21 protein-coding genes are annotated in these 20,268 nt (G+C 65.9%); 20 read left to right on the forward strand and 1 reads right to left on the reverse strand.

What is annotated here, in order from left to right; genetic code table 11:
- The first annotated feature begins 13 nt into the window (after nucleotides 1–13).
- The 20 genes from ACQR0Z_RS12430 to ACQR0Z_RS12525 all read left to right on the forward strand — a co-directional run bounded on the left by ACQR0Z_RS12430 (nucleotide 14) and on the right by ACQR0Z_RS12525 (nucleotide 19,348).
- Nucleotides 14–1,030, forward strand: coding sequence for a HupU protein (locus ACQR0Z_RS12430; protein WP_434877143.1), 1,017 nt, complete (start codon nucleotides 14–16; stop codon nucleotides 1,028–1,030).
- Nucleotides 1,027–2,466, forward strand: a complete 1,440-nt coding sequence (locus tag ACQR0Z_RS12435; protein WP_434918799.1) for a nickel-dependent hydrogenase large subunit — start codon at nucleotides 1,027–1,029, stop codon at nucleotides 2,464–2,466. The genes ACQR0Z_RS12430 and ACQR0Z_RS12435 overlap by 4 nt, the downstream gene beginning before the upstream one ends.
- A 224-nt stretch (nucleotides 2,467–2,690) precedes the next feature.
- Nucleotides 2,691–3,788, forward strand: a complete 1,098-nt coding sequence (locus ACQR0Z_RS12440) for a hydrogenase small subunit (RefSeq protein WP_434918800.1) — start codon at nucleotides 2,691–2,693, stop codon at nucleotides 3,786–3,788.
- Nucleotides 3,789–3,809: 21 nt separating this feature from the next.
- Nucleotides 3,810–5,600 (forward strand): nickel-dependent hydrogenase large subunit, encoded by a 1,791-nt coding sequence (locus tag ACQR0Z_RS12445; RefSeq protein WP_434918801.1) that lies wholly within the window; start codon nucleotides 3,810–3,812, stop codon nucleotides 5,598–5,600.
- 14 nt (nucleotides 5,601–5,614) lie between these two features.
- Nucleotides 5,615–6,358 carry a Ni/Fe-hydrogenase, b-type cytochrome subunit gene (cybH, locus tag ACQR0Z_RS12450; protein WP_434918802.1) on the forward strand — a complete coding sequence of 248 codons (744 nt, stop codon included), beginning with the start codon at nucleotides 5,615–5,617 and terminating at the stop codon, nucleotides 6,356–6,358.
- Nucleotides 6,359–6,372: 14 nt separating this feature from the next.
- Complete coding sequence (locus tag ACQR0Z_RS12455; RefSeq protein WP_434918803.1) at nucleotides 6,373–6,960, forward strand: HyaD/HybD family hydrogenase maturation endopeptidase; 588 nt, start codon at nucleotides 6,373–6,375, stop codon at nucleotides 6,958–6,960.
- Nucleotides 6,961–6,986: 26 nt separating this feature from the next.
- Entirely contained in the window at nucleotides 6,987–7,277 is a 291-nt protein-coding gene (locus tag ACQR0Z_RS12460; protein ID WP_434855979.1) for a HypC/HybG/HupF family hydrogenase formation chaperone, read from the forward strand.
- 231 nt (nucleotides 7,278–7,508) lie between these two features.
- On the forward strand, nucleotides 7,509–7,955 hold the full coding sequence (locus ACQR0Z_RS12465; protein ID WP_434855978.1) for a hydrogenase accessory protein: 447 nt from the start codon (nucleotides 7,509–7,511) through the stop codon (nucleotides 7,953–7,955).
- Entirely contained in the window at nucleotides 7,952–8,815 is an 864-nt protein-coding gene (locus ACQR0Z_RS12470) for a hydrogenase expression/formation C-terminal domain-containing protein (RefSeq protein ID WP_434918804.1), read from the forward strand. The genes ACQR0Z_RS12465 and ACQR0Z_RS12470 overlap by 4 nt, the downstream gene beginning before the upstream one ends.
- Nucleotides 8,812–9,024: a rubredoxin gene (locus tag ACQR0Z_RS12475; protein ID WP_434877136.1), complete on the forward strand. Its 213-nt coding sequence runs from the start codon at nucleotides 8,812–8,814 to the stop codon at nucleotides 9,022–9,024. The genes ACQR0Z_RS12470 and ACQR0Z_RS12475 overlap by 4 nt, the downstream gene beginning before the upstream one ends.
- Entirely contained in the window at nucleotides 9,021–9,521 is a 501-nt protein-coding gene (gene hybE, locus ACQR0Z_RS12480; RefSeq protein WP_434918805.1) for a [NiFe]-hydrogenase assembly chaperone HybE, read from the forward strand. Before ACQR0Z_RS12475 ends, hybE begins: the two co-directional genes overlap by 4 nt.
- A complete protein-coding gene (locus ACQR0Z_RS12485) occupies nucleotides 9,518–10,606 on the forward strand; it encodes a nickel-dependent hydrogenase large subunit (RefSeq protein WP_434918806.1) in 1,089 nt (362 codons plus the stop codon). Before hybE ends, ACQR0Z_RS12485 begins: the two co-directional genes overlap by 4 nt.
- Nucleotides 10,599–10,940, forward strand: a complete 342-nt coding sequence (gene hypA / locus ACQR0Z_RS12490; RefSeq protein ID WP_434855973.1) for a hydrogenase maturation nickel metallochaperone HypA — start codon at nucleotides 10,599–10,601, stop codon at nucleotides 10,938–10,940. The genes ACQR0Z_RS12485 and hypA overlap by 8 nt, the downstream gene beginning before the upstream one ends.
- On the forward strand, nucleotides 10,940–11,896 hold the full coding sequence (hypB, locus tag ACQR0Z_RS12495) for a hydrogenase nickel incorporation protein HypB (protein ID WP_434918807.1): 957 nt from the start codon (nucleotides 10,940–10,942) through the stop codon (nucleotides 11,894–11,896). Before hypA ends, hypB begins: the two co-directional genes overlap by 1 nt.
- Nucleotides 11,893–14,151 carry a carbamoyltransferase HypF gene (hypF, locus tag ACQR0Z_RS12500; protein ID WP_434918808.1) on the forward strand — a complete coding sequence of 753 codons (2,259 nt, stop codon included), beginning with the start codon at nucleotides 11,893–11,895 and terminating at the stop codon, nucleotides 14,149–14,151. The genes hypB and hypF overlap by 4 nt, the downstream gene beginning before the upstream one ends.
- Nucleotides 14,151–14,387 (forward strand): HypC/HybG/HupF family hydrogenase formation chaperone, encoded by a 237-nt coding sequence (locus ACQR0Z_RS12505; protein ID WP_434855970.1) that lies wholly within the window; start codon nucleotides 14,151–14,153, stop codon nucleotides 14,385–14,387. The genes hypF and ACQR0Z_RS12505 overlap by 1 nt, the downstream gene beginning before the upstream one ends.
- Entirely contained in the window at nucleotides 14,384–15,511 is a 1,128-nt protein-coding gene (gene hypD, locus ACQR0Z_RS12510; protein WP_434918809.1) for a hydrogenase formation protein HypD, read from the forward strand. Before ACQR0Z_RS12505 ends, hypD begins: the two co-directional genes overlap by 4 nt.
- Nucleotides 15,508–16,548 carry a hydrogenase expression/formation protein HypE gene (hypE, locus tag ACQR0Z_RS12515; protein WP_434877129.1) on the forward strand — a complete coding sequence of 347 codons (1,041 nt, stop codon included), beginning with the start codon at nucleotides 15,508–15,510 and terminating at the stop codon, nucleotides 16,546–16,548. The genes hypD and hypE overlap by 4 nt, the downstream gene beginning before the upstream one ends.
- A 3-nt stretch (nucleotides 16,549–16,551) precedes the next feature.
- Nucleotides 16,552–18,009, forward strand: coding sequence for a sigma-54-dependent transcriptional regulator (locus ACQR0Z_RS12520; RefSeq protein WP_434855967.1), 1,458 nt, complete (start codon nucleotides 16,552–16,554; stop codon nucleotides 18,007–18,009).
- Nucleotides 17,984–19,348, forward strand: a complete 1,365-nt coding sequence (locus tag ACQR0Z_RS12525) for a sensor histidine kinase (protein ID WP_434918810.1) — start codon at nucleotides 17,984–17,986, stop codon at nucleotides 19,346–19,348. The genes ACQR0Z_RS12520 and ACQR0Z_RS12525 overlap by 26 nt, the downstream gene beginning before the upstream one ends.
- Before the next feature lie 18 nt (nucleotides 19,349–19,366).
- Here ACQR0Z_RS12525 and ACQR0Z_RS12530 read toward each other — a convergent pair whose 3' ends face one another.
- Nucleotides 19,367–20,227, reverse strand: a complete 861-nt coding sequence (locus ACQR0Z_RS12530) for a formate/nitrite transporter family protein (protein WP_434918811.1) — start codon at nucleotides 20,225–20,227, stop codon at nucleotides 19,367–19,369.
- Between the last annotated feature and the right edge of the window lie 41 nt (nucleotides 20,228–20,268).

The following is a 20,268-nucleotide window of genomic DNA, read 5'->3' on the forward strand; positions in this document are numbered from 1 at the left end:
GCAGGACCTCACGATGGCCGGCGCGGAGGGAATGACCAGGATGCTGTGGCTGCAGGGCGCGAGCTGCGGCGGCTGCACGATGTCGATCCTGGAAAGCGGCGCCTCCGGCTGGTTCGACGAGCTGCGCCAATCCGGCATCGACCTGATCTGGCACCCTTCTGTCAGCGAGGAGACCGGCGACGAGGTCGTCGAGCTGCTCGACGCGATCCGTGACGGCCGCGAGCGGCTCGATCTGCTGGTGCTCGAAGGCTCGGTCGCGCGCGGACCGCATCTCAGCGGTCGCTTCAACATGCTCGCCGGCACCAACCGCTCGATCTATCACTGGCTGCTCGATCTCGCCCCGCTTGCCGACTACGTCGTCGCGGTTGGAAGCTGTGCGGCCTATGGCGGCATTCCCGCGGCCGGGAGCAATCCGACCGACGCCGTCGGGCTGCAGTTCGAGGGCAGCGATGCCGGCGGTGCGCTCGGCTCCGGCTTCCGCTCGAAGCGCGGGCTGCCGGTCATCAATGTCGCGGGCTGCGCACCGCATCCCGGCTGGGTGATGGAAAGCTTATTGGCGCTCACCGCTGGCGACCTCACGGCGGGCGGTCTCGACGCCGTCGGGCGCCCGACCTTCATCGCCAACCACCTCGCGCATCACGGCTGCTCGCGCAACGAGTTCTATGAGTTCAAGGCGAGCGCGGAAACGATGTCGGAACGCGGCTGCCTGATGGAGCATCTGGGCTGCCGCGCGACGCAAGCCGTCGGCGACTGCAACCAGCGCTCCTGGAACGGCGGTGGCTCCTGCACCAAGGGCGGCTATGCCTGCATTGCCTGCACCTCGCCGGGTTTCGAGAGCACGCAGAACTATCTGCAGACGGCGAAGCTCGCGGGCATCCCTGTGGGGCTCCCGACCGACATGCCCAAGGCCTGGTTCGTCGCGCTGGCCGCGCTGTCGAAATCGGCAACGCCGCGCCGTGTGCGCGTCAATGCGACCGCCGACCACGTCGTGGTGCCGCCGAGCCGCTCCGGCGATAAGCGCAGCTCATGACGCGGATCACGGTCGGCCCGTTCAACCGCGTCGAGGGCGATCTCGAAGTCCGCCTGGATATCGACAGCGGCCGCGTCGCGCGCGCCGAAGTGACGGCGCCGCTCTACCGCGGCTTCGAGCAGATCCTGGAAGGGCGGCCGCCGCTAGATGCCCTGGTGATAGCGCCGCGCATCTGCGGTATCTGCTCGGTCTCGCAGTCGATCGCGGCAGCCGCTGCATTGCGCCAGGCCATGGGCGTGGTCCCAGCGCCGAACGGCGTGCTCGCGACCAACATCGCGCACGCGGCCGAGAACGCCGCCGATCATCTCACCCACTTCTACATCTTCTTCATGCCCGACTTCGCCCGCGACGCCTACGCGTCTCACGCGTGGCACGGCGAAGCGGCGGAGCGCTTCACTGCCACCAAGGGGGCCGCGGCCCGCGAGGCGCTGCCGGCGCGGGCGCGGCTGCTGGAGATCATGGGTGTCATCGCAGGCAAGTGGCCGCATAGCCTCGCGTTCCAGCCGGGCGGCACGACGCGTGCGATTGAGCTTGGCGAGCGTATCCGGCTGAATGCGATCGCGGCGTCGTTTCGCGGCTTTCTCGAACGCGTTGTGTTTGCCGACAAGCTCGAACACGTGCTGGCGCTGTCGACGCCGGATGAACTCGATCAGTGGCGCGACGGGCGCGGCGGCGACTTCGCGCACTTCCTTCGCCTGGCCGATGCGCTCGATCTCGCGCATCTGGGGCCGGGACCCGGTCTGCTGATGAGTTTTGGCGCGTATCACGATGCTGATGCTGCGCGCTTTCGGGCCGGGCTTCGGACCTCCGATGGAAAGATCGAAGCGCTGCCGTCCGGTCAGATCACCGAGGACGTGTCGCACGCCTGGATGCGCGATACGTCGCGCGATCCGGCCGAGAGTCGCACCGAGCCGGATGCCGACAAGCCTGACGCCTATAGCTGGTGCAAGGCGCCGCGGCTTGCGGGAGATCCCGTCGAGGTCGGCGCGCTGGCGCGGCAAGCCGTTGATGGGCAGAAGCTGATCACCGCGTTGCTTGCCCACAGCGGCAGCAACGTCCGCAATCGCGTCATCTCGCGCCTGATCGAGACGGCGCAGCTCGCAATCTCGATCGAAAGCTGGATCAAAGCCCTGCGTCTCAACGAGCCGTTCTGCGAAGCCAGCGGCGAGGCGACAGATGGCAACTATGTCGGTCTCGTCGAGGCTGCCCGCGGCAGCCTTGGCCATTGGCTCGCGGTGCGCTCCGGCCGCATCGCGCGCTATCAGATCATCGCGCCGACCAGCTGGAACTTCTCGCCGCGCGATGCCGATGGCGTCCCCGGCCCGCTCGAACAGGCGCTGGTCGGAACCGCGGTAGGCGGCGCCGGCGCGCGCGCCGTCAGCATCCAGCATGTGGTGCGGTCGTTCGATCCCTGTATGGTCTGCACCGCGCATTGACCGAGCTGTAAAGGGCGGAAACAAGCTTATCGGGTGCAAAGCGCGTGATTTCCGATATGCGGCCGATCAGCGAGCCCGAACTGCTTGTCTCTTAACGAGCCTCATCCCAACCATCTGGAATCATTATGATTCAAATCTAGCAATGATGCTGGCCCGCATCTTGCTGACCCCTCTCGCCAGATCGCGATCGGATGATCGCCAAGGCGATAGCAGGGGGAGGACTCATGGGCGCGACGACGGAAACTTTTTACAGCGTGATCCGGCGCCAGGGCATCACGCGGCGCAGCTTCCATAAGTTCTGCAGCTTGACCGCGACGAGCCTCGGCCTCGGGCCGCTGGCGTCGGCGCGCATCGCCAATGCGCTGGAGACCAAGCCGCGCACGCCTGTCATCTGGATGCACGGGCTGGAATGCACCTGCTGCTCGGAGAGCTTCATCCGCTCGGCGCATCCGCTGGTGAAGGACGTCGTGCTGTCGATGATCTCGCTCGACTATGACGACACGATCATGGCGGCGGCCGGCCAGCAGGCCGAGGAGATCCTCGAAGAGACCCGCGCCAAGTACAAGGGACAGTATATCCTCGCCGTCGAAGGCAATCCGCCGCTCAACGAAGGCGGCATGTTCTGCATCGACGGCGGCAAGCCGTTCGTCGAGAAGCTGAAGGTGATGGCCGAGGACGCGATGGCGATCATCGCCTGGGGCGCCTGCGCATCCTGGGGCTGCGTGCAGGCGGCAAAACCCAATCCGACGCAGGCGACGCCGATCGACAAGGTGATCACCAACAAGCCGATCATCAAGGTACCGGGCTGCCCGCCGATCGCGGAAGTGATGACCGGCGTCGTCACCTTCATCACCACCTTCGGCAAGCTGCCCGAACTCGACCGCCAGGGCCGGCCGAAGATGTTCTACTCGCAGCGCATCCACGACAAATGCTATCGCCGGCCGCATTTCGATGCCGGGCAGTTCGTCGAGGAGTGGGATGACGAGGCCGCGCGCAAGGGCTACTGCCTCTACAAGATGGGCTGCAAGGGCCCGACCACCTACAATGCCTGCTCGACCGTGCGCTGGAACGGCGGCGTCTCGTTCCCGATCCAGTCGGGCCATGGCTGCATCGGCTGCTCCGAGGACGGTTTCTGGGACAAGGGCTCGTTCTACGACCGGCTCACCACGATCAAGCAGTTCGGCATCGAACGCAACGCGGACGAGGTCGGCATGGCCGCCGCGGGCACTGTGGGCGTCGCGGTTGCGGCGCATGCCGCGGTCACCGCGGTCAAGCGGCTCGCGACCAAGCGCGACGACGCCAGCGCCAAGCAAGATCATTAATTCAGTTCAGGGCAGGCAACGATGGGCATCCAGACTCCCAATGGCTTCAATCTCGACAATTCCGGCAAGCGCGTCGTCGTCGATCCGCTCACGCGCATCGAAGGTCATCTGCGCGTCGAGGTGAACGTAGATTCCAACAATGTCATCCGCAACGCGGTCTCGACCGGCACGATGTGGCGTGGCATCGAGACCATCCTGCGCAACCGCGATCCGCGCGACGCCTGGGCCTTCACCGAGCGGATCTGCGGCGTCTGCACCGGCACGCATGCGCTGACCTCGGTGCGCGCGGTCGAGAATGCGCTGGGGATCATGATCCCCGACAACGCCAACTCGATCCGCAACATCATGCAGCTCTGCCTGCAGGTGCACGACCATCTCGTGCACTTCTATCACCTCCATGCGCTCGACTGGGTCGACGTCGTCTCGGCGCTGAAGGCCGATCCGAAGGCGACCTCGGCGCTGGCGCAGTCGATCTCGGACTGGCCGCTGTCCTCGCCCGGCTATTTCAAGGACCTGCAGATACGGCTGACCAAGTTCGTCGAGTCAGGCCAGCTCGGCCCGTTCAAGAACGCCTATTGGGGCCACGCCGCCTACAAGCTGCCGCCCGAAGCGAACCTCATGGCGGTCGCGCACTATCTGGAAGCGCTCGATTTCCAGAAGGAGATCGTCAAGATCCACACCATCTATGGCGGCAAGAACCCGCATCCGAACTGGCTGGTTGGCGGCGTGCCCTGTGCGGTCAATATCGACGGCACCGGCGCGGTCGGCGCCATCAACATGGAGCGGCTCAACCTCGTCTCGTCGATCATCGACCGCTCGATCGAGTTCGTGCAGAAGGTCTATCTGCCCGACGTCGTCGCCATCGGCTCGTTCTATAAGGACTGGCTCTATGGCGGCGGCCTCTCCGGCAAGAGCGTGATGTCGTACGGCGACATTCCGGAGAACGCCAACGACTATTCGGCCAAGAACCTCAAGCTGCCGCGCGGCGTGATCCTCAACGGCAATCTGAACGAGGTGCTGCCGATCGATCATGGCGATCCCGAGCAGATCCAGGAGTTCGTGACGCATTCCTGGTACAAATATCCCGACGAGAGCAAGGGGCTGCATCCCTGGGACGGCGTGACCGAGCCGAACTATCAGCTCGGACCGAATGCCAAGGGCACCAAGACCGACATCAAGGAGCTCGACGAGGGCGGCAAATATTCCTGGATCAAGGCGCCGCGCTGGCGCGGCAACGCGGTCGAGGTCGGGCCGCTGGCGCGCTACATCATCGGCTATGCGCAGAACAAGCCGGAATTCAAGGAGCCGACGGACAAGCTCCTGAAGGCGCTCAACCTGCCGGTCACGGCGCTGTTCTCGACGCTCGGCCGCACTGCCGCCCGCGCGCTGGAGTGCGACTGGGCCGCGACGCAGATGCGCTACTTCCAGGACAAACTGGTGGCGCGCATCAAGGCGGGCGACTCCTCGACCGCCAATGTCGAGAAGTGGAAGCCGGAGAGCTGGCCGAAGGAGGCCAAGGGCTACGGCTTCACCGAGGCGCCGCGCGGTGCGCTGGCGCATTGGATCAAGATCAAGGACACCAAGATCGACAACTACCAGTGCGTCGTGCCCACCACCTGGAACGGCTCGCCGCGGGATCCCAAGGGCAATATCGGCGCCTTCGAGGCGTCGCTGATGGATACGCCGATGGCGGATCCGGAAAAGCCGCTGGAGATCCTGCGGACGATCCATTCGTTCGATCCGTGCCTGGCGTGCTCCACGCACGTCATGAGCCCGGATGGCCAGGAAATGGCGACGGTCAAGGTCAGGTAGCGGGAGAGAGCAGCATGATGGATGCCGTTGCACGTCCGCCGGAGACCGAGTCCAACCTCGCCGCGATCGCGGCCGACGCCGCCGGTGAGCGCGCGATCGGCCGGCCCACGGTCTATGTCTACGAAGCCCCGGTGCGCATCTGCCACTGGGTCAACGCGTTCGCGATCGTCGTGCTGATGGTGACAGGCTATCTGATCGGGACGCCGCTGCCGACGGTGGAAGGCGAGGCATCGGGCAGCTTCGTGATGGGCTACATCCGGTTCACGCATTTCGCGGCCGGGCAGGTGCTGGCGGTGTTCTTCCTCGCCCGCATCCTCTGGGCTTTCGTCGGCAACCACCACTCGCGGCAGATCTTCTACATTCCCGTGCATCGCAAGCAGTTCTGGAAGGAAGTGCTGCACGAGATCCGCTGGTATGCGTTCCTGGAGCGCGAGCCGAAAATGTATGTCGGCCACAATCCGCTGGCGCAGACGGCGATGTTCACGGGCTTCACGGTGTTCGTCGCCTTCATGATCGTCACCGGCTTCGCGCTGTATTCGGAAGGCGAGGGGATCGACAGCTGGCAGTACAAACTGTTCGGCTGGGTGTTCTCGATCTGGCCGAACAGCCAGGATGTGCACACCTATCATCACCTCGGCATGTGGGCGCTGGTGATGTTCGTGATGGTGCACGTCTATGCCGCCATCCGCGAGGACATCATGTCCCGTCAGAGCATCATCTCCTCGATGATCTCGGGCGAGCGGCAGTTCCGCGAGTGAAAGGGAGTACGGCGATGGCCGACGGCGTGAAGCTCGACCGCATCCTGGTGCTCGGGATCGGCAACATCCTGTGGGCCGACGAAGGGTTTGGCGTGCGCGTGGTGGAGGAATTCCACCGCCGCTACGCCGTGCCGGACAACGTCACGATCCTCGATGGCGGTACGCAGGGGCTCTACCTCGTCAACTATGTCGAGGAGGCCGATGGCCTCATCGTGTTCGACGCCATCGACTACGGCCTTGCGCCGGGCGAGCTCAAGCTCGTCCGTGACGAGGAGGTGCCGCGCTTCACCGGCGCCAAGAAGATGAGCCTGCACCAGACCGGCTTCCAGGAGGTGCTGAGCGCCGCCGACCTGCTCGGCCGCTATCCCCAGCGTCTGGCGCTGATCGGCTGCCAGCCGCTGGATCTCGAGGACTGGGGCGGGCCGCTGACCGCGCCGGTGCGCGCGCAGATTGCCCCGGCGATTGAGTTGGCCTGCGCTGTGCTCGCCGAGTGGGGCGTCTCGGCGGTGTTGCGGCCCGAGCCGCTCGCCGGAGACGCGCGCCTGCTCGCCAACGACATCGATCATCATAGCTACGAAATGCGCGCGGACCCGGCCGAATAACCCGGGGGATCGCGAGGGAGTCTGCCATGTGCCTGGGCCTGCCGATGACGATCGTGGAGACCGACGGCGTCTCGGCGCGGTGCAGCTTCGACGGTGAGGAGCGCCGCGTCTCGGTGCTGCTTCTCTCAAGCCCGCCGGTCGGCGCGAAGGTCCTCGTCTATCTCGACAACGCGGTGCGCCTGCTCGATGACGAAGAGGCGCGGCTGATCGGTGAGGCGCTGCGCGGCCTGCAGGCCGCGATGAACGGCGAGAACTGCGACGACTTCTTTGCCGACCTGGTCGGCCGTGAGCCGCAGCTGCCGGAGCATCTGCGCTGATCTCGGGGCTGTCATCCTGTCAGGTTTCTGACAATATGGTTTCCACAAGAAAACAAACTTACCATCTCCTGTATGGAAACCAACTTTGCCGTTTCCTGCTGAAAACTTAATCGTCTGAAAATATTTTGTTAAATCAAAAGCTTGCCTGAGTTGGTCGGACGCCGGCATCTGGCACGTCGATTGCTGACCAATGGGACGACGGAAACGATAACTGGTCAGGGGGAGACATCCATGGAGATGCTGCAGCACGAGCCTGCGCGCAGGCGAGGTGGGCTGCCGGAGGTCGATGCTGGCTCCGTCGATCGCTTCCTGGCTGAGGCACACGGCGCTGGTGCCGTTGCCGTGCTGCTCTCGGCCGGCGATCCCGCAAGGTTTCCGGAAGCGCTCGACGTGGCCATCGTGTTGCCGGAGCTGATCACCGCGTTTCAAGGACGGCTGCGCGGCGCGGTGATCGCGCGAAACGCTGAGGCCGAGCTCGGCGCGCGCTTTGGCGTACGCGTGCAGCCGTCGCTGATCCTGTGCCGCGGCAGCGACGTGCTCGGCGTCATCGCCAAGATCCAGGACTGGTCCGTCTATGTCGACCGCATCTCGCGCCTGATCGATCGCCCGGTCGGAGCCGCCGCAACGGTCGTCGCCAGCATCGTTCCCGCGCATCAGCCTTCAGGAGTCGACCGATGAAGCCCGGATTCTGGATTGCGCCCGAAGGCGCCGAGCAGCCGGTCAGCGTGTTTCCGATCGGCGAGGAGGCGCTCGATGTTCAGTACAAGGGGCTGACCGCCTCCGGCGCCCTGGCCAAGCTCGCGACGCTGGATTCGGAGGAGTTGGCGCGGAGCTGTCCGCGCGCCGTCGAGTTGCTGTCGACGATCGCGTCGGCCATCGGATCGCAGGCCGCCGACGCGCCGACGCAGCTGTTCCGTCTCGAAGGCCTCAACGATCTCGAGCGCCGGCTGATCGACGACGTGCTCGGCGAGGGCGAGGTCGCCGGCGTGGTGGCGCTGCCGGACGGCTCGCTCGCGCAGATCCAGGAATCGGTGCTCGCGGGCATCTGGCGGATCCGGCTCGAGCGCGACGAGAGCCACGACTACATCGAGATCGGCGCCGTGCCCGAGATTGTCGCGCGCGCCGCGATCGATCTGACGGCCGGCGACGTCGTGATCGGGCCGGCACCGGAGGGCACGATGAACGCGCTGCCGGTGCTCGCCGAGATTCGCGAGCGCGCGCTCGCCTGGCGGCCGGGCCAGCGCTCGCAGACCATCAACTTCACGCTGCTGCCGATGAGCCCGGTCGACATGAGCTTCCTGCAGCAAACGCTCGGCAATGGTCCCATTCAACTGATGTCGCGCGGCTACGGCACCTGCCGCGTCCTCGCGACCGGCGTGCGCCATGTCTGGTCGGTGCAGTTCTTCAACGCTATGGACACGATCATCCTCGATACGCTCGAGGTCGGCGGCGTGCCCGTGGTTGCGCTCGCCGCGCCCGAGGATTTCGAGGATTCGGCCGAACGTCTGAAGCAGATCATCGAGGCGTATTTCACATGAGCGCCGGCTTCGAGAATTTTGGTGTGCGCAGCGATCTCGCCGACGAGGTGACGCTGGAGTGCGGCATCTGCTGGACGCGCTACAACCCGGCCGAAGGCGACGGCGTCGCGCAGATCGCACCGGGCACGCCGTTCTCGGCCCTCCCTGAGGATTGGCATTGCCCGAATTGCGACGCGCCGAAGGCCAAGTTCATGGTGGTGGAGTCATGAGTGCGGTCGCGGCCGGGCAGGAGATCTACGAGCTCGCGCCGGCCGCATGGGGCGAGCGCCTTGCCGGCGCCTATCGCGAGATCGGTGAGCGGGCCATGCGCGACTTGCCGATCTACCACGATGTGCTCGACGTGGAGGCGGTCGGCTTCACCAGCGTCCAGGGACGGACGATCGGGATCATCATCACGCCCTGGTTCATGAACGTGGTTACTCCGGCGGAACAAGGCAGCGTCGGATCAACCATCGAGATCGCGCTGCCCGCCGGCGCATTTGAGTTCACCGTCGGTGAAGTCGCCGAGGTCGGGCGCATCGCCAGTTGTTCGCTGTTCTCGCCGATGTCCGAGTTCGAGGACATGACCGCCGCGCGAATCGCGGCCGAGGCCGCGCTTGCGGCCATGCTGACCGCGTCCGAAGACGAAGGCCATGCCGCGCGGGCGTCGCGCGCCATCGATCGCCGCGCGTTGCTGCGTGGAGCCTTGTCGGAGCGCCGCGCATGACGCTCGCCTTCCGCAACCGGATCGACGTGACGCTGTCGGTGGCCGACGGGCGGATCACGCGCGTCGAGATCCAACCGCGCACGCGGCCGCCGGTCGGGCGTCTTGGCGCGGGTAGGCCCGTCGAAGTGCTACTCGCAGCCTTGCCCCGATTGTTTTCGCTGTGCGCCACGGCGCATCAGGTCGCGCTGCTCACGGCCATCGAGGCCGCGCGCGGTCAGCCGGCGGCACCGTTGACGCGGCATCGCCGGATCAAGGCCGTGCTGACCGAGCGCGTTGCCGAGTTGTTGCGCGGCCTGCTGCTCGGACCTCTCTCCGGCGATCGCGAAACGCTGCCGCTGGCGCAAGCCATTGCGGCGCTGCAGAACGGCTTTCGAGCCGAGGCATCCGTAAGCTCCCGCGCAGAAACCTTGTCACAGATCAAGATGGCCTTGGAGAAACTGGGGGTAGGCTCCGCCTCGGGGATCTTTGCGCCGGAAACTCCACTCGCAAGGCTGATGGCGGCGCTTCGCAAGGCCGCCGAAGATGGAGGATGGAGGCACATGCCGTCAGCGCATGGCGCGCTGTCTGCTGCTGACGATCGCGCCGTCGTCACCCGGCTGATGGAGGAGGGGCCCGCATTCGCGGATGCGCCCGAGCTCGACGGCCGTGTCCCCGAGACCGGCGTCTGGGCCCGTCAGGCACGCAACGCGCCGCACGCGGCGGGGGCAGCCGAGCGGCTGTCGGCCCGGATCGCAGAGTTGACCGCGCTGCTCCGCTGGATCGAGGACGGTGAGACCGAGGATGCCACTGAGGAGGACCTGGTCGCGGGTTATGCACTGGGGCCTGGCCGTGGTGCGGCTGCGGTGGAATGTGCGCGTGGCCGGCTGCACCACGTCGTCGAGCTGGATGCGCTGGGCAACATCGCAAGCTTCGACTATCTCGCCCCGACGGAATGGAATTTTCATCCGCGCGGGCCGGTCGTGACCTGTCTGACGGGCGCCATGCTGCGCGGCGCCGAGGATCGTGATTCCGTCCACGGCATGATCGCATCGTTCGATCCCTGCGTCGGCTTCGGCCTGACGGTGCGGGAGATGGCCGATGCATGAGATGGCGCTGTGCGAAGGCATCGTCGAGATCGTCGAGGCGGAGGCGCGCAAGGGCGCGTTCTCCAAGGTGAAGACGGTGTGGCTCGAGATCGGCGCGCTCAGCCATGTCGCGCCGGAGGCGCTGCGGTTCTGCTTCGAGGCCGTCACGGCGCATACGATCGCGCGCGGCGCGGCGCTTGAGATCATCGAACAGAAGGGCACGGCCTGGTGCCTCGGCTGCTCGCGCAGCGTCGAGATCAGCCAGCGTTACGAGCCCTGCCCCGAATGCGGCAGCCATCAGCTGCAGGTGACGGGCGGCGAGGACATGCGGGTCAAGGAGCTGGAGGTCGAGTGATGTGTACGGTGTGCGGCTGCGGTGACGGCAAGTCCTCGATCGAAGCGGGTGATCATCATCACGATCACGGCGATCACGATCATCATCATGCGCATGGACATGATCACAGCCATGATCATGCCGGGCATCATCACCATCACGGCCATCACCACCACGACCACCATCATCACCATGATGATCATGCGCATGACCATCATCACGCGCATGGCGCGGCGGATCATATCGACTGTGCGGCCAATCCGGCGGGCCAGGAGATCGCCGGCCTGTCGAGTGGACGCATCATCCAGATCGAGCGCGATATTCTCGGCAAGAACAATCGCCTCGCCGCCGAGAACCGCGCCCGCTTCGCAGCGCACGACGTGCTCGCGTTCAACTTCGTCTCCAGCCCCGGCGCGGGCAAGACCTCGCTGCTGGTGCGCGCCGTCTCGGAGCTGAAGCAGAGCCGCCCGGTCGCCGTGATCGAGGGCGATCAGCAGACTTCGAACGATGCCGAGCGCATCCGCGCGACCGGCGTGCCGGCGATCCAGATCAACACCGGCAAGGGCTGCCATCTCGATGCGGCCATGGTCGGCGAGGCCTATGGCCGGCTGCCGCCGCTGCGCGGCGGGCTGCTGTTCATCGAGAATGTCGGCAATCTCGTCTGCCCGGCGGCGTTCGATCTCGGCGAGGCCTGCAAGATCGTGGTGTTCTCGACCACCGAGGGCGAGGACAAGCCGCTCAAATATCCGGACATGTTCGCAGCCTCGGCGCTGATGCTCATCAACAAGATCGATCTGGCCGCGGTGCTCGACTTCGATCTGGCGCAGACCATCGAATATGCCCGCCGCGTCAATCCCAAAATCGAAGTGCTGACGATCTCGGCCAAGACGGGCGAAGGCTTCTCCGCCTTCTATGCCTGGATCAGGAAGCAGGCTGACCGCATGCGCGCGGGCGCGCTGGGCGCGGTGCAGAGATGACCTCAGCAGGCCCGACATTGGCGGCGGATCGCACGCGCCTCAGGCTCCGCGTTCGCGGCGCCGTGCAGGGCGTCGGCTTCCGTCCCTATGTCCATGGCCTCGCCACGCGCCATCGCCTCGGCGGCTTCGTCGCCAACGACGCGGAAGGCGTCGTGATCGAAGTCGAGGGCGAGAACGTCGTGCCGTTCGTCGAGGCGCTGCCACGACAGGCGCCGCCTCTGGCCCGCATCGACGACATCGCCGTCGAGGCGATCGCAACTGAAGCCAGCGCGGACTTCCGCATCGGCGGCAGCATCAGCGGCCGGGTGACCACCCGCATCGTGCCGGATGCCGCGACCTGTCCGGCGTGCCTTGCGGAGCTGTTCGATCCTCATAGCCGTTTCCACCGCTATCCCTTCGTCAACTGCACCCATTGCGGTCCGCGCTACACCATCGCCGAGCGGCTGCCCTACGACCGCGCGACGACGGCAATGAAGCGCTTTCCGATGTGCGAGGCTTGCCGCGCGGACTATGAAGATCTGCGCGGCCGCCGGTTTCATGCCGAGGCGATCTCCTGCCCGGATTGCGGACCTCGCCTCAGCCATAGTGTCAACGACATCGCTTCCACGCTCGCCGACGGCAAGATCGTCGCCATCAAGGGACTGGGCGGCTACCAGATGCTGTGTGATGCGCGCAAAGAGCGCGCGGTTCAGCGGCTGCGCGCGCGCAAGCAGCGCGATGGCAAGCCGTTCGCGGTGATGTTGGCCTCGGCCGAGGCCGCCGGCCAGATTGCCGTGATCGATGCGGCGGAATGCGCGTTGCTGGAACAGGTCGCGCGACCGATCGTGGTGCTGACGTCACGCCACACCGTTGCGCCCTCGGTTGCGCCGGGCCTTGCCAGGATCGGCGTGATGCTGCCGGTTGCGCCGCTGCATCATCTGATCTTCGACGCGCTGCGTGCGCATGGAGATGAGGCCAATTGGGCGCTGGTCTGCACCAGCGCCAATCCGAGCGGCGAGCCGTTGCTGACCGACAATCATGACGCTCTTGCCGGACTGGCTGATATCGCCGATCTGATCGTCACCCATGACCGCGACATCGTGATCCGCGCCGATGATTCCGTCGTGGCCATGATGGCAGGTGCCCCACGATTCATCCGGCGCGCGCGCGGCTATGTGCCGGAGCCGATCCGGCTGCCGCACGCTTTGCCGCCGCTTCTGGCGGTCGGTGCTCATCTCAAGTCGACGGTGACGGTGATCCGCGGCGACGAAGCGTTCGTCTCGCAGCATCTCGGCGATCTCGACACTGTCGCATCAATCCGCTTCTTCGAGGAGACCATCGAACATCTCACGTCCATCCTCGACGTCGCGCCGGTGGCGATCGCGCATGACCTGCATCCGGACATGGCGTCGACGCGGTTTGCGCAGGCGCAAGGCTTGCCCACCTTCGCCGTACAGCATCATCACGCCCACGCGGCGTCGGTGATCGCTGAGCACGGCGTACGAGAGCCCGCGCTGGCGGTGGTGCTCGACGGCTACGGCTATGGCAGCGACGGCGGAGCCTGGGGTGGCGAACTGCTGCTGTGCGAAGGCCTCCGCTTTCAACGTCTCGGCCATCTCGCGCCGCTGAAGATGCCAGGCGGCGACCGCGCGGCGCGCGAGCCGTGGCGCATGGCGGCGGCGGTGCTGCATGACCTCGGACATGACGCCGAGATCGCCGCGCGCTTCATGGATCAGCCCCAGGCGCGCCATCTGCCGATGCTGCTCGATCGCACCGATGCGGCCGTGACCACCAGCGCCGGCCGATTGTTCGATGCCGCGGCGGGATTGCTCGGCATCAATGCGGTTCAGAGCTACGAGGGCGAGGCCGCGATGCGGCTGGAGGCGCTGGTGCGCGCACCGATGGTGCTCGAACGCGGCTGGTCCATGGCCGACAGCGTGCTGTCGCTGCGTCCGTTGCTCGCGCATCTCGTCGCGAACGACCTCGACCAAGCCGAAGCCGCCGGCCTGTTTCACGGCACCCTGGCAGCGGCCTGCGTCGATTGGATCGCGGACGCCGCACGCGCGACCGGCGTCGACACCGTCGTGCTGAGCGGCGGCTGCTTCCTTAATACGCATCTGGCGGAGCTGATCGTCAGCGGCTGCCGCGCTGCCGGCATTGCGGCGCTTCTCCCCCGCCGTCTGCCGCCCAATGACGGCGGCCTGAGCCTGGGGCAGGCCTGGATCGCCGGGCTGCGACTGATCGACAACGACAACACAGCTGGAGGGATCGTCTGATGTGCCTGGCCATTCCCGCCGAGGTGATCAAGCTGCTGCCCGACGACATGGCGATCGTCTCGATCGACGGCGTCAGCAAGGAGGTCTCCGTCGCGCTGATCGAGCAGGTCGCGGTCGGCGACTACGTCATCCTTCATGTCGGCCACGCGCTGGCCAAGATCGATCCGGAGGAGGCGCGCGAGACGCTGGACCTGCTCCGGCAGATGGGCGCAGCGACGGCGGAGGTTGCATCATGAAATATGCCGACGAGTTTCGCGACAAGGAGCTGGCGCTGGGCCTTGCGCGCGCCATCCGCGCCAAGGCGGATCCGGCGCGCGCCTATCGCTTCATGGAGTTTTGCGGCGGCCATACGCATGCGATTGCGCGCTATGGCCTGGAAGACATGCTGCCTGAGAATGTCCGCATGATTCACGGCCCCGGCTGTCCGGTCTGTGTGCTGCCGGCCGGGCGCATCGACATGGCGATCGCGCTGGCGGAACGGCCGCAGGTCATTCTCTGCGTCTATGGCGACCTGATGCGCGTGCCGGGCTCGCGCGGTGCCTCGCTGCTCAAGGCCAAGGCGCGCGGCGCCGACATCCGCATGGTCTATTCGACGCTCGATGCCATTGCACTGGCCGAGCAGAACCCCGGTCGCGAGGTCGTGTTCTTCGCCATCGGCTTCGAGACAACGACGCCGCCGACCGCCGTGATGATCCGGGCCGCCGAGAAGAAGCAGCTCACTAATTTCAGCGTGTTCTGCAACCACGTGCTGACGCCGCCGGCGATGCGCGCGATCCTCGACAGCGACACGCCGATCGAGATCGACGGCTTCGTCGGCCCGGCCCACGTCTCGACCGTGATTGGCACCGAGCCCTATGCGCCGTTCGCGCGCGACGATGGCAAGCCCGTTGTGATCGCCGGCTTCGAGCCGCTCGACATGATGCAGGCGATCCTGATGCTGATCGAGCAGGTCAATGACGGTCGCCACGAGGTCGAGAACCAGTATCGTCGCGCCGTCACCGGGAGCGGGAACCAGCGCGCGATCAGGGAGGTGGCCGAGATCTTCGAGTTGCGCGACCAGTTCGAGTGGCGCGGCCTCGGCAGCATTCCGGCGAGCGCCTTGAAGCTGCGGCCGGCCTTCGCGCATCTCGATGCCGAGCTGCGCTTCGCGATGGCCGAACTCGTCGTCGCCGACAATCCGGCCTGCGAATGCCCAGCGATCCTGCGCGGGCTGAAGAAGCCGGTGGACTGCAAGCTGTTCGGCACGGCGTGCACGCCGGAGACGCCGATCGGCTCCTGCATGGTGTCGTCGGAAGGCGCCTGCGCGGCGCATTGGACCTATGGCCGCTTTCGCGACCATCAGCGGAGGCTCGCCTCATGAGCATGCATCAGCGCCGGCTGGACATGAAGAACGGCTGCGTCGATCTCTCGCATGGCGCCGGCGGCCGCGCGATGGCGCAGCTGATCTCGGGCCTGTTCCACGAAGCCTTCGGCAATGAATGGCTGGCACGCGGCAACGACCAGTCGGCATTCGACGTGGCGGCCGGCCGCATGGTGATGACGACGGACGGCTATGTCGTCTCGCCCTTGTTCTTTCCCGGCGGCAATATCGGCTCCCTCGCCGTGCACGGCACCGTCAATGACATCGCCATGGCCGGCGCGAAGCCGCTGTATCTCTCGGCGAGCTTCATCATCGAGGAGGGCTTTCGCTTCGATGATCTCAAGCGGATCGCCGATGCGATGGGCGAGGCGGCGCGCGAGGCCGGTATCGCGATCATCACCGGTGACACCAAGGTGGTCGAGCGCGGCAAGGCCGATGGCGTGTTCATCTCGACCGCAGGCGTCGGCGTGTTGCCGGAGGGGCTCGATCTTTCCGCCGACAAGGCGACGCCCGGCGATCGTGTGCTGCTGTCCGGCAGCCTCGGCGATCACGGCGTCGCGATCATGTCGAAGCGGCAGAATTTGACCTTCGATACCGAGATCGTCTCCGACTCGGCCTCGCTGCACGGGCTCGTTGCCGACATGGTGGCCGCCGGCGGTCGTGGCGTCAGATTGATGCGCGATCCCACGCGCGGTGGGCTCGCCGCCACGATGAACGAGATCGCGCAGCAGTCCAATCTCGGCTTCCGCCTGCAGGAAGAGGCCATTCCCGTGAAGCCGGCGGTGGCCGCGGCCTGCGAGCTGCTTGGTCTCGATCCGCTGCACGTCGCCAATGAAGGCAAGCTGATCGCCGTGGTGTCGCCTGACGTGGCCGGCGCCGTGCTCGCGGCGATGAAGGCGCATCCGCTGGGTTACGACGCCGCCGACATCGGCGAGGCCGTGGCGGATGATCATCGCTTCGTCCAGATGGCGACGAGCTTTGGTGGAGGCCGCATCGTCGACTGGCTGTCGGGCGAGCAGCTGCCGCGGATCTGCTGAGACATGGGAATCCAGGGAACCATATTGGTCGTCGACGACGAGGTCCGGTCGCAGGAGGCGCTGCGCCGCGTTCTCAACCAGGATTTCGAGGTCTTGTGCGCCGGCAATACGGCCGATGCGGAGAAGCTGCTTGAAGGCGAGATCGTGCACGCGGTGATCTGCGACCAGCGCATGCCGCAGGAATCCGGCGTCAGCTTCCTGAAGCGTGTGCGTGAGATGTGGCCCGATCCGGTCAGGATGATCATCTCGGGCTATTCGGATTCCGAGGACATCATCGCGGGACTCAACGAAGCCGGCATCTATCAATACATTACCAAGCCCTGGCAGCCGGATCGCCTGATCGACATTGTGCGCGAGGCCGTGCAGCTGTATCGGCTGCAGAAGGAGACCGAGACCGCCGGCGTCGATGTCAAGGCGACACCGGCGCACATCAAGCAGGTCGTCTCGGTCAAGCGCGGCGCGGCCAAGAAGCTGTATGATTTCGATCGCATCGTGCACTCGGCGGCGAGCCCGATGCGCAATGTGATCGATCTCGGCCGCCGCGCCGCCGACTACGACATCTCGGTGCTGATCACGGGCGAGTCCGGCACCGGCAAGGAGCTGCTGGCGCGTGCGATCCATTACGGCTCGGCCCGCGCCAACAAGGCGTTCGTCGTCGAGAACTGCGGCGCGCTGCCGGATGAACTCCTGGAGAGCGAGCTGTTCGGCTGCAAGAAGGGCGCCTTCACCGGCGCCTATCAGGACCGCATCGGCCTGTTCGAGGTCGCTGATGGCGGCACCATCTTTCTCGACGAGATCGGCGAGACCTCGCCGGCGTTCCAGGTCAAGCTCTTGCGCGTGCTGCAGGAGAGCGAGATCCGGCCGCTCGGCGCGCAGCGTGTCCGCAAGGTCGATGTCCGCGTCGTCGCTGCGACCAATCGCGACCTCGAGGCCGAGGTCGAGGCCGGCCGTTTCCGCCGCGATCTCTATTACCGGCTTGCCGCGTTCCCGGTGCACATGCCGTCGCTGCGCGAGCGGCCGATGGATATCCCGCTGATCGCCGAGGGCGTGCTGTCGGCCGTGAAGACCTCGTTCAACCGGCCGCATCTGCGCTTCGCGCCCGCGGCGCTCGACGAGTTTTCCAAGTATCACTGGCCGGGCAACGTCCGCGAGCTGCAGAACGAGATCCAGCGGATGGCCGTGCTGGCCGATGCCGACGAGCTGCGCTGTCCGCCTTTCGCGGGCCGCCGCAGCGCGCGCCGGGCGGCGCCAGCCGCCGCCAACGGCAAGCTGAACGGCAGCGGCAGTCTGAAGGACCGCGTCGAGGATCTCGAAAAGACGATCATTGTCAGCTGTCTCGAAAAATACGAGGGTAACATCAGCCGCGTCGCCAGCGAACTCGGCCTGTCCCGCGTGGGCTTGCGCAACAAATTGTCGAGATACGACCTGAAGAAAAATGGCAAAGGCCACGCACTCTCCTGAGTCCGGCGCTGACACGCTTCTGAAGCTGATCGCGAGCAGCAGCACGCTGGAATTCGACAGCGAGCGGGAGGGCGTGTGGATCGAAGTCATCCGCAAGATGGACGAGGTCTATTCCGACCTCCTGCGCTACGAGGTCGACCTCGAGCACAAGAACGCCGAGCTCGAGGAGGCGCAGGCCTTCGTCACCAATGTCATCGAGTCGGTCTCGGACATTCTCGTCGTCTGCGACGCCCGGGGAACGGTGCAGCAGGCCAACTCGGCGTTCCAGCGGACATCCGGCCGTACTCTGCCGGAGATCGCGGGACGCAATATCGCCGAGATGATCGATCTCGACCACCACGGCAGGCTGGCGGCACTGTTGAACCCGCGCAGCAATGCCGAGGTCGTCGATGGCGAGCTGCGCTTTGCGGCGGGCGGATCGAGTTCCGATCTGTTCGCCATCAACAGCTCGCCGCGTCACGACCATCGCGGCCGCTTCATCGGCGTGGTGCTGACGGGGCGTCCCATCGGCGAACTGCGCCGCGCCTATGAGGCGTTGCACAAGGCGCATCAGGAGCTGCAGCGCGCGCAGCGGCAACTGGTCGAGCAGGAGAAGATGGCGAGCCTCGGCCGCCTCGTGGCCGGCGTCGCCCACGAGCTGAACAATCCGATCAGCTTCGTCTATGGCAACGTTCACACCTTGATGCGCTATCGAACGGCGCTGGTCGGCTATCTCGACGCGGTCCATGAGCAGCCGGTCTGCGACGAGGTTGCAGCGTTGCGCAAGGACCTGCGCATCGACGCCATCCTGGAGGATTTCGGCCCGCTGATCGAGGGCACCATGGAAGGCGCGGTGCGGATCAGCGAGATCGTCAAGAATTTGCGCCGGCTGTCGTTCTCCAAGCTCGGCGAGGTCGAGCGCGTCAACATCGAGCGGCTGATCAACACGGCCGTGCTGTGGGCCGGGCGCACCAAGCAGCATCGCGTCGATATTCAGATCGAGGTCGAGCCGGATCTGTGGATCTCCGGCAATGAGGGCCAGCTGCATCAGGTGATCGTCAACCTGGTGGAGAACGCCATCGACGCGATGCGATCGATCGAACTGCCACGCCTCGTCGTTGCGGCCGCGCGGCAAGGGAACGAGATCGTGTTCCGGATCACTGACAATGGCCCAGGGATCGACAGGGATCATCTCACCCACATCTTCGAGCCGTTCTTCACCACGAAGCGCGTCGGCGAGGGCACCGGGCTCGGGCTGTGGATCAGCTATGGCATCGTGCGGGAGCACGGTGGCGAGCTGGTGGTGAGCAACGAGCCCGAGGGCGGCGCGACATTCTCGTTCGCTCTGCCTGCCGCGTGATGGCCGGCTCGTGCCCGGTCAGTCGTCCTGATCGAGCTCGGCCGCGACCTGCCCATAGTTGAGAATGGCCACCAGCGTCGTGCCGCCGACGATGTTGCCGAGCAGGGTCGGGATAAAGAACGTGCCGGCATAGTCGGCAAGCGAGACCTCGCCCCTGAACACCAGGAATGCGCATTCGACGGAGCCGGCGACGATGTGCGCGAACTGCCCGAGCGCCACCAAATAGGTCATCACCACCACGATATGGGCGCGGGCGCCGCGCACCGCCGGCAGCAGCCAGGCCATCAGCGCGATCAGCCAGCCTGCGAACACGGCGCGCGCAAACGTCGTCGAGAACGGACCCTCGACCGTGTGCCGGCTGATCTCGATAAAGGCATCGACGATCCGCGGCTCGAACACGTGCGTATACGCCAGTGCGGCGGCCGCGGCCCATGTCCCCGCCACATTGGCTGTTAGCACCAGGCTCCACAGGCGCGCGACCTGCCCGAGCGTCTTGAGGTCGCGATGATGCAGCAGCGGCAGGATCGGAGTCAGCGTGTTCTCGGTGAACAATTGCTGCCGGCCGAGCACCACGACCAGGAAGCCGGCGGTATAGCCGAGCGGAGCAAACAACCGTCGCACCGCCTCGTCGGAGACGAAGGCATGGAATTCACCCTGCACGATGAGCGACAAACTGATCGACAGGCCCGCGGCGAGCCCCGACAGCAGGATGGCCCACCAGCGCCGTTCGAGCTCGCTCTCGCCCTCGGCGCGGATCGTCTCGTGAATCAGTGCGGCGTTGGGCCGGCTCTGCGCTTTGATCTGCTGCCGCTGCTCATCCGAGACGCCGTCGATGTCGTCGGCGGGGCTGAACGTCGGCGCGGTGGCCTTGCTGCTCACGTTGGTCGTTCCGTCGGCTGGCGTGGGCACGTGCCGACGCT

It is taken from the genome of Bradyrhizobium sp. HKCCYLS3077 (assembly GCF_051167555.1).
GTDB lineage: Bacteria > Pseudomonadota > Alphaproteobacteria > Rhizobiales > Xanthobacteraceae > Bradyrhizobium.